The organism is Maribellus comscasis (assembly GCF_009762775.1).
GTDB lineage: Bacteria > Bacteroidota > Bacteroidia > Bacteroidales > Prolixibacteraceae > Draconibacterium > Draconibacterium comscasis.
In genome coordinates this window covers 7,563,322-7,578,073 of the sequence record NZ_CP046401.1, presented here as the reverse complement: position 1 = coordinate 7,578,073, position 14,752 = coordinate 7,563,322, and the positions used below count along the sequence as shown (strand labels likewise).

General features: G+C 38.7%; 9 protein-coding genes. All 9 read left to right on the top strand.

The window, feature by feature from the left end; translation table 11 throughout:
• The 9 genes from GM418_RS30450 (at position 1) to GM418_RS30410 (ending at position 14,730) form a co-directional block, all read left to right on the top strand.
• Positions 1-1,812 carry a sialidase family protein gene (locus tag GM418_RS30450; protein ID WP_158872047.1) on the top strand — a complete coding sequence of 604 codons (1,812 nt, stop codon included), beginning with the start codon at positions 1-3 and terminating at the stop codon, positions 1,810-1,812.
• Positions 1,813-1,824: 12 nt separating this feature from the next.
• On the top strand, positions 1,825-2,916 hold the full coding sequence (locus GM418_RS30445) for a uroporphyrinogen decarboxylase/cobalamine-independent methonine synthase family protein (protein ID WP_158872045.1): 1,092 nt from the start codon (positions 1,825-1,827) through the stop codon (positions 2,914-2,916).
• 239 nt (positions 2,917-3,155) lie between these two features.
• Positions 3,156-4,919, top strand: a complete 1,764-nt coding sequence (locus tag GM418_RS30440) for a sialidase family protein (RefSeq protein ID WP_158872043.1) — start codon at positions 3,156-3,158, stop codon at positions 4,917-4,919.
• Between the two features lie 36 nt (positions 4,920-4,955).
• Complete coding sequence (locus tag GM418_RS30435) at positions 4,956-6,419, top strand: sialidase family protein (protein WP_158872041.1); 1,464 nt, start codon at positions 4,956-4,958, stop codon at positions 6,417-6,419.
• Between the two features lie 38 nt (positions 6,420-6,457).
• Complete coding sequence (locus GM418_RS30430; protein WP_158872039.1) at positions 6,458-8,314, top strand: sialidase family protein; 1,857 nt, start codon at positions 6,458-6,460, stop codon at positions 8,312-8,314.
• Positions 8,311-9,810: a sulfatase-like hydrolase/transferase gene (locus GM418_RS30425; RefSeq protein WP_158872037.1), complete on the top strand. Its 1,500-nt coding sequence runs from the start codon at positions 8,311-8,313 to the stop codon at positions 9,808-9,810. Before GM418_RS30430 ends, GM418_RS30425 begins: the two co-directional genes overlap by 4 nt.
• Before the next feature lie 32 nt (positions 9,811-9,842).
• The gene (locus GM418_RS30420) at positions 9,843-11,621 is read left to right on the top strand and encodes an alpha-L-fucosidase (protein WP_158872035.1); all 1,779 of its coding nucleotides are present in this window, start codon (positions 9,843-9,845) and stop codon (positions 11,619-11,621) included.
• Positions 11,622-11,688: 67 nt separating this feature from the next.
• Positions 11,689-12,855: a sialate O-acetylesterase gene (locus tag GM418_RS30415; RefSeq protein ID WP_246222859.1), complete on the top strand. Its 1,167-nt coding sequence runs from the start codon at positions 11,689-11,691 to the stop codon at positions 12,853-12,855.
• A gap of 6 nt (positions 12,856-12,861) precedes the next feature.
• Complete coding sequence (locus GM418_RS30410) at positions 12,862-14,730, top strand: alpha-L-fucosidase (protein ID WP_158872031.1); 1,869 nt, start codon at positions 12,862-12,864, stop codon at positions 14,728-14,730.
• Positions 14,731-14,752 lie beyond the last annotated feature (22 nt).

The window sequence follows — 14,752 nt, the reverse complement described above, 5'->3', positions numbered from 1 at the left end:
ATGAAACCTAGGCCATTTATAATCCTGTTTTTTATACAGTTATGTTTTGTCTTCAGTCTGAATGCGCAAAATCCGGATTGGCGTAATGCAAAGAATGGAAGTTCTATTTACACAAATGGATATTGTGATCAACCCTATGTAGTTGTGCTGGAAAATGGCAAATGGTTGTGTGTTTTTACTACTAATGAAGGTCGTGAGGGAACCGGAGGACAACATATAGTTAGCTGTATTAGTGAAGATCAGGGGAAAACCTGGTCGGACACTGTCAGAATAGAATCTCCCGGGAAAGAATCTGCATCATGGGCAATGCCATACCTTACCAGCTATGGAAGGGTTTTTGTTTTTTACGATTACAACGGAGACAAAATCCATCAACTTGGAGACAGAAAAAATATAAGAGAGGATATGTTAGGCTGGTATTGTTATAAATATTCTGATGATGAAGGTATAAGCTGGTCGAAAAGATATCGTCTTGATGTAAGGAAAACTCCCGTGGATCTAAATAACAACTGGAGTGGTAAAGTGCAGATCATGTGGGGGATTGGTAAGCCTGTTGATGTTGATAACGGGATGATGTTTGCTTTTACCAAAATTGGTCAGTATTCGGCACATAATAGTGAAGGTTGGTTTTTCAGATGTGATAATATTCATTCTGAAAAAAATCCGCAAAAGTTGAAATGGAAAATGTTGCCGGAGGGAGAGTATGGCTTAAAAAATCCTTCCCTTGGCCCTATTAATTCCGAACAGAATATTTTTCAACTGAATAATGGCTCTATTTATTGTATGTACCGGACAATATCTGGCTATCCGGCTGAATCTTATTCTACGGATGGAGGAAAAAACTGGACCTTACCTCAGCCTCCTGAATACGAAAATGGATTCAAATTAAAGAATCCCAGGGCATGCCCAAGAATATGGAAATGTAAAAATGGTAAATATCTTTTTTGGTATCATAATCATGGGGGTTGGAATTTTAATTCAAGAAATCCAGCGTGGATAAGCGGAGGCATAGAACGAAAGGGTAAAATAATATGGAGTCAGCCGGAAATCCTTATTTATGAAGAAAACATTGATACACGAATGAGCTATCCCGATTTAATTGAACAGGATCGTAAATATTGGGTTAGTGAAACAAATAAAGAAGATGCAAGATGTCATGCTATTCCGGATGGTTTTTTTGATAAGATCTGGAGTCAGTTTGATCGAAAAACAGTTACAACCGAAAGCCTTTTGGGGGAGTGGAGTGAAAACGACCTTGAAGTTGGACGAAAACTAAGTATTCCTTATGAAGACAGTAGTCAGTTTCAAACTGGATTTACCATTGATTTTCGGATTGAACTTTCAAATTTGGTTTCTGGTCAGCCGGTTTTAATAGTCCAGAGCAAAAACGGAAAAATAGTCGAATTACAGTCAGGTGAGTTTGGGGCAATCCAAATAGTAATAAATGATGGTAACCAGACTACTAAATGGAATTCAGATCCGGGATTGATAAAAGCATTTGGTGAAAATTGTGTTAGTGTTTCAATTGACAATGGCTCAAAAATAATTCAGTTTGTGGTAAACGGAACCGTATGTAATGGAAGGAATTTTCGCCAGTATGGATGGACGCATTTTAAGCCTAAAATGGAAGATATTGATTTTAATAACATTGAAATAGGAAAATTTGAAAGGGGACAAGGAGTAAATTTTGGAACTAAATTAACCCACATGAGGATATACAACCGGCCACTAATGAATTCTGAGCTTATCGGGAATCATCGTAATTTTTTAGGTAAAGAGCTTTTTTTGAATCTGAATTCAAAAGAGAATTGAATTGGTTTAATTATGAATAGCAACTGGAAAAAAAGTATCGAAGAAAGGATAGAACAATTCAAATTGTTTTATGCCCGTAAAAACGACCGTCCTTTACTGGGATTTTTTTTGGGAAGTGAATATCCGGTACACAGGTATCCGGCTGCAAAATCTATTCCCGAAAGAACAATACTTTCCCCTGACCATTTTAGTATTGAAGCATATTTAAACGATTACGACTACTTGTTTGAGGAACATGAAAGATGTGGAGGCGATTTTATCTGGAGTGCCAGCATCTATTGGGGAATTCCATGGGTCGAAGCCGCGCTTGGATGTCCAATACTCCTTAGTAGTTATTCTTCTGGTTCGATTCATGCAGAACCGTTACCAGAGTTTAGAGGAGCCGCCGATATCCCTGAGTTCTCATTGGAAAATAAGTGGGTGAAAAAGGCTATTGAGTTTCTTGAACAAATGACAAAACAAAGTAACAGACGTTATCCTCTGGCAACTACCCGTATGCGTGGAATATCTGATTTGTTATCATTACTTTATGGCACGGAGAACCTCATTTTTGCAATGCTTGAAAAACCGGATGAGATAAACGCTGTTGCTGAAAAATTAACGGATTTTTGGATTCAGTTTGGAAAAATGCAAATTGAGCATATTCCGGATTTTTATGGAGGAATTGGTTCGTTTTATTATAATGCCTGGGCTCCCAAAGGAACAATATGGCATCAGGAAGATGCAGCAGCAATTTTATCTCCCGATTTGTATAATGCCTTTATCAGAAAATGGGATGAACAAATTGTAAATGCTTTTGGCGGGTGTATTATGCATCAGCATTCCAATGGTTATTTTCCTTATGAATATTACATAAATATGGATTTTACTGCGCTGGAACTGCATATCGACAGCGGTGGACCATCTGCCGAATCACTTCAATCTGTCTATGCTCAGATTATGAAAAATAAGCCATTAATTATCTGGGGTGATATTCCGGAAAATGATTTGGAGTGGATATTCAGTAACCTCCTGCCGCAGGGACTGGCAGTCATAACTGTGGTAAAAGATGAAAATGAAGCAGGCAGGATATGGGAAAAGTATATTAATAAAGTGATTAAATGAAATTCGATTTAAATAGTTTAGTTAGTTACTGGAAAGGGTGTTCTGTGATGGAAATCATTTGAATGACCTTTCCTTTTTAAAGTTGATTTTAAGAGAAAAAGATATGAAATGAGCATGATTATACAAAACACCAAACGGAATGAATAGATTCTCATGCGAATTCCATGCCGTTGCCAGGGTACTTGAAAATGAAGACCTGATACGAAAAATATTGAGACCAAAATTGAAAATTTATACGTATGAAAAAAACAGCCTTTGTAATTCTTTTCTGTTTTGCAGTAGTTGGTATTTATGCGCAGGGAAATTGCGATTGGAGGTTTATTGATAATGCTGTAGGGATTATCCCTGATGAAAATTATGCTGATCAACCGTATGTTGTAGTTGCAAAAAATAAAGACTGGATATGTGTCTTAACCACAGGTCCCGGCACTGAAAGCCAGGTTGGGCAACATATGGTAGCTGCTATAAGTTCCGATCATGGAAAAACCTGGTCGCAGCTTATTAATATTGAAGAGTCGGATGCTCCCCCTTCATCATGGGGAATCCCTTACATAACACCTTACGGGCGCATATATGTTTTTTACACTTTTAACGGCGATTCCATTAAAAGTTACCCGAACGGGGAACCTGTTGTCAGAAACCATAACACGGAGTTGGGTTGGTATTGTTATAAATATTCCGATGACAATGGACGTACCTGGTCTAATCGATACCGCATTCCAATGCGAAAAACTACCGTTGATTTTATTAATCCGTGGAATGGGGAAGTTCAGTTGTTTTGGGGAATTTCAAAACCATTTTCCCACGAAAAATCCATGTATTTTTCTTTTACAAAAATGGGTATTCATCCGCAGGATATGGGAGAAGGTTTTTTATACAAATCAGATAATATTAATACAGAAAAAGATCCTTCCAAACTTCATTGGGAACTTCTCCCCGAGGGTAATACGGGAATAAGTTTCACGCCGCTTGGAGTTACACAGGAAGAGCATAATGTTGTTCCATTGAATAACGGCGGTTTGTATTGTATGTACAGAACCAGTGAGGGATATCCGGCAAACTCCTACAGTGCTGATAACGGGAAAAACTGGAGTACACCGGAATACGCCACCTATGCCGATGGTAGGGTTATAAAAAATCCAAGAGCTTGTCCAAGGGTTTTTAAAGCGTCAAACGGTAAATATCTTTTATGGCATCACAACAATAATATAAAGGGATATACCGGACATCGGAACCCGGTGTGGATATCTGGTGGCATTGAAGTGAAGGGAAAAATAAAATGGTCGCAACCGGAAGTATTAATCTATGGTTCGCAGGACATACGCGGAATGAGTTATCCCGATTTGATTGAAGAGAATGGAAATTACTGGATAACCGAAACACAAAAGACTGTAGCAAGGGTTCATCTCATTAATAAGGATTTGCTGGAAGGGCTTTGGAACCAAGGAACGGCGAAAAACGTAACGACAAAAGGTCTGGTGCTTGAGAAAGATAATATTCCTTCGAAAACGGATTTGGCTTCCCCTGAACTTCCTGATCTGGAGCAAGGTTCCGTTTCAATTGAAATACTTTTTGATAGTGATGAATTAAAACCCAATCAGGTAATTCTGGATAATGCAGATGAGAGCGGAAATGGAATAAGAATTAAAGTAACTCCCCAAAGAACCGTCGGACTGAGTTTGCAGGATGCAGAACAAAAAGTTTTTTGGGATACGGAGCCGGGAATGGTGACAGAAGGAAAGAATCACGTAATCTTTATTGTCGATGGTCAGGCCAATCTAATTACATCTGTTGTAAACGGAAAATTATGTGATGGCGGAAGATATCGTTTGCAGGGCTGGTCGTGGTTTAGCCCGGATATTAAAAATATTAAGGGAAATAAGCACTTAAAAATAGCCCCCTCTTTTGACGGCTCAGTTAAAAAATTGAGAATTTATAACCGATACCTTACAACTTCAGAAGCAATAGGTAACTACCACTCATTGACGAAAGGGAAGAAATAGTTGTTGTTTTTAGTGAAAATACAAACAGAATTAATAATGAATAAAAAGATCAGATTTAAAATTAGGATAAAGGAGAATGGTAACTTTCTTCTGTTTTTGGTATTTGTTGTTTTGCTTTCTTCATGTGCAACGGGGAAAAAAGATACTAACCAAGATAGAATTCAGGAAGAATCAGGGATTAAAAATCTTTTTAGCAGGGACGAACTAATCAAAATGAATTATCCTTTTGGGAAGTATGGCAAGGACATACCACTTGGAGATCCTGATGTAGAGTGGAAACGAAGTAATCCCGACGTTTGTGTTTTTGTTCCGACAGGCTCTGGAATTTATAATGGCGATAACGAGCATTTTCTTGTGTTTAAGGCGCCTAAAAGCGAAGAACTTATTGCTTTATGGACACAAAGTTCGGTAGAAGGCCGGGGCGATAATCATTTGGTTTTGGCACGGAGTTCGGATGCCATCAATTGGTCGGAACCTGAATATTTAGTTGGTGCAAAATATGGAAAAGGTGGATTGCAGGCGAGCTGGGGTTTTCCCATCATTTCGAGAAATGGCAGAATATACGTTTTCTATACAAAAGAAATCGAAATATATGATAACAGCCGGCAGGGAAGCGGAGCAATGGGATGTATTTTTTCGGATGACAATGGACATACATGGACGGAACCCAAAGAAATTGAAATGCCCCGTTCAAAATACGATAATCCTGATGCTAAATACCCAAAGAACTGGATTGTTTGGCAAAAACCTATTAAAGACGAAGAAGGGAAATGGATTGCCGGATATACCCTTATTACATCAGAAACTGTCATGAAAAGCGAAAAGAACTGGGTAAATGCAGATTCGAGATGTTATTTTATGCGATTTGTAAACATCGATGAAAATCCTTCTCCTGAAGAAATAAAAATTGAATGGTATCCTGAAAATGACAAAGGGCTGGAAGTTCAAAATCCCGTTTATCCATACATGTCGGTAGCCCAGGAACCGGCAGTAGTTCTTTTGCCTGATGGCAGGTTGTTTACCATTATGCGAAATATGACGGGATATATTTATTATTCAGTTTCATCAGATAACGGGAAAACATGGGAAATACCGAAAATGCTGAAATATTCAGATGATGGAAAGGGAATTCCACATCCCATGTCACCTTGCCCCTTATACAAACTTGACAATGGAAAGTTTGTTCTGGTTTTTCATAATAACAACGGAAAAAGGCTTGGTTACGATCAGGCAGATAAAAAGTGGGGTATCAATGTTGCAAATATTGTTCGAAACCCTACATATTATACAGTTGGGGAATTCAAACAGGATGGAACCCAACCCATTTGGTTTAGTGAACCGGTGGAACTGCTTAATACGCATGATATCGCTGTTCCTCCAAAAATGTCGGCAGAAATTGGCACCTATCCAAGCATTACCGAGTTTCAGGGAAGAACAATACTTTGGTATCCCGATCGAAAAAGGTTTTTATTGGGGAAATATTTGGATGGAGTTCAATAAAGTTTTATTCGGATTTATCTAACTAAAAAATGCAAAAAATGGCACATAATCAATTCAGGAGAGGAAAGCATATATACGGTTTCATTGGTTTGACACTGCTTTTTGTTTTTCTGTTTTATGCTACTGATATTTATTCGCAGGAAAAAGACTGGAGGAATATTGAAAATGCAGTGGCGATTATTCCAGATGAGGGATACTGTGATCAACCTTACTCCGTGATAAATAGTAAAGGTGAGTGGGTAGTTGTTTTAACCACAGGTGCCGGTCGTGAAGGGCAACCCGGGCAACATGTTGTTTCCACAATCAGTAAGGACAAAGGAAAAACATGGAGTCCGTTGATAGATATCGAACCTGCTACCGGACCAGAAGCTTCATGGATTACCCCGTTGATAATTCCATCGGGTAGAATTTATGTGTTTTATACTTATAATTCTGAGAATAGGCGTGAGGTACTGAATTCAAGTGGAGTTCCGATAAAGCGTGTTGATACATTCGGGAAAATGATGATGAAGTATTCCGATGATGGTGGATATTCCTGGTCGGAAAAACACTATGAAGTCCCTGCACGGAATTTCGAAATCGATGATAAAAATATTTATAAAGGAAAAATTCAGTTTTTTTGGAGTGTGGCCTTGCCAATTGTACATGAAAATGCAGTGTATTTTCCACTCTCAAAAGTGGGTAATTTTGGTGAAGGATTTATGGAAAGTGGTTCAGGAGCAATTCTGAAAAGCTCCAACATTCTTTTTGAAAAAGATCCTGAGAAGATAGAATGGGAGACACTCCCTGATGGTAATAAAGGATTACTCCCTCCGCAGGGGCAGGTCGCCGATGAACATAATATTGTTTCGTTAAGCGATGGAAGCCTGTATTGTGTATACCGAACCAACCAGGGACATAATGCCCAGGTTTACAGCAGAGATAATGGGCATACATGGACAACACCGGAGTGGGCTAGTTATTCACCCGGTGGGAAGCTCATGAAACAACCGCGGTGTTTTAACAAGATTTATAAATTTAGTAATGGGAAATATGCGATGTTTTTTCATAACAACAGTTCCCGAAACTACAGCAGCCATCCACTTGGAAACCGCAATCCAACCTGGCTTGCAGGAGGTATAGAGAAAGACGGATATATTTACTGGAGCCAACCCGAAGTTTTTCTTTACGACATGGACTATTTCAATGGAATTTCCTATCCCGACTGGATTGAAGATAACGGAGAATACTATTTTACAGAAACACAAAAAACGATTGCAAGAATTCATAAAATACCCGCTGAATACCTTGAGATGCTCTGGAATCAGGCGCTTAACAAGGAAATGACAAAAGAGGGGCTTGCGCTGGAACTTGAAGGAGAATCCTGTGAACAGGGCAGCGAGTTTACAATGCCAGGGATAGGGAATTTATACAAGGGAGACGGATTTTCACTGGAATTCAAATTAAAAACCGGCAATCTTAAAAAAGACCAGCTATTACTTGATACCCGTCGAGAAAAGACGGAAGGTTATCAAAATGCAGCAAAATACATTGGCAATGGGCTTAAAATTAGTATTTTAAAATCGGGAGCGTTGGAATTTTTAATGGATGATGGCAGAACGCCGTTAATTTGGTCGACTGCACCAGGAGTAATAATACCCAAAGCCGTTAATCATATTGTAATAAATGTTGATGCAAAATCTAAAATGCTCACTTTTGTTATTAACGGTGATTTATGGGATGGAGGTGAGCGACCATTTGGTTATGCTCGCTTTAACCCGTTTATGTGGGATGTAAACGGTGATCCAAAAGTTCGGTTTTCGTCTGAATTTAAAGGAAACATTGAATTATTCAGGGTTTATAACCGGTTTCTTTATACTTCGGAATCTATTGCAAATTATCGTTCAGGTCAATGAGATTAATATCTTGCATATTACTGTTTTGTTTGCTGGGAGGATGTCGCTCTTCTGAAAAGAAAGGCCCGGTGAAACCCAATGTCATATTTATTCTTGCTGATGATTTAGGTTACGGAGATTTACAGTGTTACGGAAATCCATACATTGAAACGCCGGAAATTAATAAACTGGCAAGTCATGGCATTCTTTTTACCCATTATTACAGCCCGGCCCCGCTTTGTGCCCCGGCGCGCGCTGCAATATTAACCGGTATGTATAATCACCGGACTGGGGCAATAGATGTTTCATCCAACAGGGGGATCGATCGGATTGCTCTTTCATACAATACAATGGGAGATTATTTTAAAAGCGAAGGCTATTCTACCGGTTTGATAGGAAAGTGGCACAACGGTTTGTATGATCTTCAGTATCATCCCAATAAAAGAGGATTCGACTATTTTTTCGGATTTCTGAATGGTATTCAGGATTATTGGAATTGGAATTTTGATTTAAATGGAACGAATATTCCTTCCGATGGAAGATATCTAACAGATGTTATTACAGAAAGCTCGCTTGAATTTATAGCGAAGAATAAAGAAAATCCGTTTTTCCTTTTCATTGCACATCATGCTCCCCACATTCCATATCAGGCACCTGAAAGACTGGTGAAAAAGTATAAAGAAAAAGGGAAGGGAGAGTTCAACGAAAAAATAGCTACTCTTTACGCCATGATTGAGTCGATGGATAGTGGGATTGGAATGGTTTTAAATAAATTAGAAGATTTGGGATTAATGGACAATACCATTATTGTATTTACAAGTGACAACGGAGCCCAAAATACCGGTGAAAATTTGCGTTATCAGGCTGGCCTGTCTGGAACAAAAGGTATTGTTCTCGAAGAGGGGGTAAGGGTTCCTGCAATTGTTTCATGGCCTGGAAAATTTCCTCAAAATAAAGTTTTTACAGGGTCTGTTTATGGTTGTGACTGGCTCCCCACATTTCTAAAACTTACAGGCAGCACATCCGACATGATAAAAAATGCAGATGGGCATGATATTTCCGAGATTTTGCTTGGGAAAAGCGATGAATCTAATTATGACCGGATTTTGTACTTCCAAAAGAATAGGTATTACCCGGTAGCACATTCCGATGCTGCAATAATAGAAGGAAAGTGGAAATTATACTGGCCTGGAATAAAGGAAACAATGAAGAAGGAAGATATAGATAATCCTTCGGTTTGGAAAGGAGCGACGGAACCACATTGGGAAATGCCATGCGATACAGTAATACCACTTTGGAAAGATATTGTTCCGCTAGAGCCACAACTTTTTAATTTAATCGAGGATCCGGCTGAATTGTATGACCTCTCTGCCAATCATCCAGAAATTGTAAATGAACTTACGCAGAAATGGGATAGTTGGTTTTCCGATGTAATGAAAGATTATAAAAAATCATGGAGAGAAATAAAAAATACAGAAAAGAGAAGATGGGGGACTGATGAAGGAAAAAATCAATAATACCTGATATACAATTTTTAAAATTACAAATAATGAAAAAGATATTAATTCTGATAGCTTTACTTATAGGAATAAAAGACTATGCCAGGGCACAGTCTGTAAGTCAAAACGAAAGAATGCAATGGTGGCGTGATGCTCATTTCGGAATGTTTATTCACTGGGGGCTTTATGCGAAACCTGCCGGGGAATGGAAGGGAAAAGAAATTGAAGGAATAGGGGAGTGGATTATGAAACGAGCCCAGATACCGGCTGTTGAGTACCGTCAGTTAGCCAAAGAATTTAATCCCGTAAAATTTAATGCACACGATTTTGTAACTACCGCAAAAAACGCAGGAATGAAGTATATAACCATTACTTCAAAGCACCACGATGGTTTTGCCATGTTTAAGTCTGATGCTTCAGATTACAATATAGTGGATGCAACTCCTTACGGAAAAGATGTGATTAAAGCGTTAGCTGAAGAATGCCATAAACAGGGATTAAGAATATGCTTTTACTATTCTCAGTCGCGCGACTGGAATGAACTAAACGGATTGGACAACGACTGGGATTTCCCGAAAGAAAGAAATTTTCAGAAGTATCTGGATGAAAAGGTAAAACCACAGCTTACTGAATTGCTTACCAATTATGGTCCGGTGGGGTTAATCTGGTTCGATACACCCATGAGTATTACAAAAGAACAGGCACAAAGCCTGAAAGATTTGGTTCGGAAACTTCAACCCGAATGTATTATCAGTGGTAGGTTAGGTGGAGGAGTTGAAACCGATTATATGTCAACAGGCGATAATGTAATCCCGGCAACGGTTGTTCCGGGAGACTGGGAAGTACCGGCAACTCTTAATAATACATGGGGCTTTAAAAAGAATGATCATCATTGGAAATCTCCTGTAGATCTTACCCGTCTTCTTTTTGATATTACAGCAAAAGGTGGCAACTACCTTCTGAATGTAGGTCCTACCGCCGAAGGATTGATTCCACAGGAATCGGTTGACATACTTGCCAAAGTAGGCGACTGGATGAAAACTAATAGTGAATCAATTTACGGAGCACTTCCGAATCCGTTTAATGTGGAATTTAAATGGGGAAATATAACACAGAAATCCGGAAAACTCTATCTGGGGATATTTGACTGGCCTTCCGGTGATTTTTATTTGGAAGGGCTTGAAAACAAAGTCAATAAAGTATATTTGTTATCCGATGCAAATCAAACTCCACTCCCTTTTAAATCTATTTACAATAAGAAATTAAAACATCATACATTAAAGATTGAACTTCCGGATGCTGCTCCTGATGAGGCAGTCTCAGTTGTTGTTCTTGAGATTAAAGGAAAAGCAAAAGTTGAACATGAAATTTGCCAAAGTGTAGATGGAAGCGTTTTATTACATGGAGCAATGGCGGATGCCAGAAAGGGCGGGAAACCTTATGATTTAAAATTTACGGCAAGGGGTGGAGGCGCCGACTGGAAGGACGAAAACGTAAATCTTACATGGAATTTTAAAGTAGAAGAACCCGGACAATACAAAATCGATCTGGTTTCAACAGAAACAGGATCTCATGGAAATCCCTTGTGGCAGGGAGGACATAAAGTTAAAATACAGACATCTGGTCAGTCAGTTGAGTTTGTGGTTAAAGACGATTTTAGTGAATATAACCAGCGTACCCAGTATTGGAAAAAAATACATACAGATGGCGGTATTATAAATCTTAAAAAGGCTGGAGAATATACACTTTCATTAGAACCACAAATGCTGTCGGATGGAAATCTGGGATTTACTTTCCAGAGTATCAGTTTGATACCTGTAAATCACTAATTAGATAATGATTGTATGGGTAGGGCACTGCTAATGTGATAATATGAAGAATTAATTGTTGAAGAATATGCTTGCCAATGCTTTGAATAAGAAGCACGCTGGAATATTAGCCATTGCTTTTGTTTTGTTGATTTTTTCTTTTCAGAAATCGGAAGGTCAAATATCACGAGAGTTCAGTTTGCCGCTGTGGATTTCGGATAATATGATATTTCCTTCTGAGGCTAACTGGACACTTAGGGGAAGTTGTGGTTCATCTCAGGAGGTATCGGTCAGTTTTAATAAAATAAAAATTTCAACCAAGTCAGATAAAGATGGTATCTGGGAAGTGAGTTTTCCTTCTGTAAAATCTGGTATTTCCGGCGATATGATGTTTGTTTGTAATGGTGAAACAAAGGTTATAAAAGAAGTACTTTCGGGAAATATATGGTTGTGTGCAGGACAGTCAAATATGGCAATGCACGTTAAATCTTCCAAAGAGTCAATCGAAGTCGGAGATAATGTATCTTCCCTAAATATACGTTACTTCAATGGCAAACAATGGCAAAAAATCACTAACGAAAATGTACAGAATATTTCGGCGGTAGCTTTCTTTTTTGCTGCAGAGATGCAAAAAAGTCAAAGGAACCCAATGGGCATTTTTGTAGCAGCAAGGGGAGGAACAGGAATTGAAGCATGGGTACCTGAAGAGGCATTTCCTGATATCGAAACCGGAAACAGGTTCAGGACTCTGGTTAACGATTCGCTGGTACTAAAAGCTGCCAGGGAGGACGACAAGGATATGAAACCATATGGGCAGCACAGGTTGGCAAAATGGGGATTGGGACGCGCTGTTCCGGCAATGCTTTTTAATAAACTTATACGTCCGTTGGGTCAGCTCCCTCTAACTGGTGTGGTTTGGTACCAGGGAGAAAGTAATACTGACAAAGTAAGCCAGGCAACTGAATATCTTTTTTGGCTGGAGAATCTGATTTCTTCTTACAGAAAATACTTTGACAAGCCTGATTTATTGTTTGCCATAATTCAGCTTCCAACTTATGATCCGGGCACGCCCGAAAGTCTGAAAGCCTGGGAAATTCTTCAGGGTGTTCAAGCTACTGTGGCTCAAAATACAACGCGGACAGTATTGGTCGATATTCGGGATTTGGGTGAATTGTACAATATTCATCCCGTTCAGAAAAAAGAAGTGGGAATAAGGACAGCGAAGGCTGTTTGTAAATTGATTTCTATTAACTGATTTTATATGAAGATTATACTTAAGCAATTATATTATATCTGCATCTGCTTTATTGTTTTGTCTTCCTGTGTTCCATCAGAGAGTGAACAAACTAAAACCATGGGGCAACAGGAATTTACAGATCTCCGGTTGGGAATGTTTATCCACTTTGGTCTTTATGCGCTGCCTGCAGGAGTATGGAACGGCGATACTTTATCTTCAGGAACAGTTGCGGAACATATCATGAGGTTAAAATCCATACCAAGGGAAGAATACCATCAGTTGGCTAAAAAATTCAATCCAAATAATTTTGATGCCCATAAGATTGTAAGATTGGCTAAACAGGCCGGGATGAAATACATTGTATTTACCGCCAAACATCACGATGGTTTTGCCATGTTTGATTCCGATTATGATGATTACAATATTAAGGACGGCACACCTTATGGGAAGGACATTCTGAAAGAGCTTAGTGAAGAGTGTAAAAATCAGGGTATTAAATTGGGGTTGTATTATTCTCATATAAGGGATTGGGATGAATATCATTCGGTTGATATGTACGGGAATAATTGGGATTGGGATAAAGATGATCCAAACAGAAATGCTCAGGTTTATATTGAAAGGAAAGTAAAAACTCAACTAAAAGAATTGCTCACAAATTATGGTGAGATATTCTGTTTATGGTTTGATACCCCTGGTGATATATCAAAAAAACAGGCAAAAGACATTTATGATTATGTAAAAAGACTGCAGCCGGATTGCCTCATTAACACGCGAATTGGAGCAGGTTTGGGTGATTACGGGGTTATGGGTGACAACCAAATTCCTCCCGGAGTACTTAACGGAATATGGGAATGCCCGGCAACCATGAATCATTCCTGGGGTTTTCACTGTGCTGACAGTGCCTGGAAATCACGGGAGGATATGCTTCTCCAACTAATTGATTTATCTTCAAAAAATATTAACTATCTCTTAAACATTGGTCCTAAGGCTGATGGATCAATCCCAGAGGAAAGTGTTGATCGGTTAAAGGAAATTGGTAAGTGGGTTACTGAAAATGGAGAAGCAATATACAAAAACGGTCCAAGTCCCTGGTTTCAGGAAATGGATGGGATTCGTGTTACTACAGGGAAAGACGCTCTTTATGTTATGCTTTTGAATAAAAATATAGATGCCATAATGCTTTATGGGCTTAAAAACAAGGTGATTAAAGTTACTGACATCCATGATGAAGTTTCAATTCCTTATGAATACAGGGAAGTAAAGAATTTAGACTTGCCAGAATTAAAAATCAAAGTTCCAGGTGATTGGAAAGAGAAAATTTTTCCTGTTTTTAAGGTAAAGATTAAAGGGCAACCACAAGTAGATGATCGACCGGGGCAGATGAGTTCGGGAAATATAATTTTACAGGTAGGTATGGCAGAAGTCATTGGAGATAATGGAAATTTACAGATTTCAGGAATGGATGGAGTAATAGATACAAACAACTGGCCCTATTTTGCCACGAAAAACTGGAATAGCACTGAGGATTATCTAAAGTGGAATTTCTTTGTTACAGAACCGGGATTATTTCAAGTGAATGTTATAAGTGTTTCAACAGTGAGAAGCTATGAGAGTTACAAAAGGGAATGGGAGTCAATATATCAAAACGATAAAGACTTTAATAAGCTCTTCTTTACAGTTGACAATCAGACAGTCTCCGGAACAATTAAGGGAAAAGAGCGAATAAGTCATATTCGTTCAGCCTATAGGCCTGAATTTATAAACCGTTTTGGAAAGATTCGTATTGAAAAACCGGGTAATTATACGGCTGTTTTGAAGGCCGGTTTTATTAATCCGACCGATACTGACGGAACGGTAATTTATGAAGTGCAGCTGGAAAAAGTTCAGAATTAACAAAGTTGTTTTGCATTGGAAT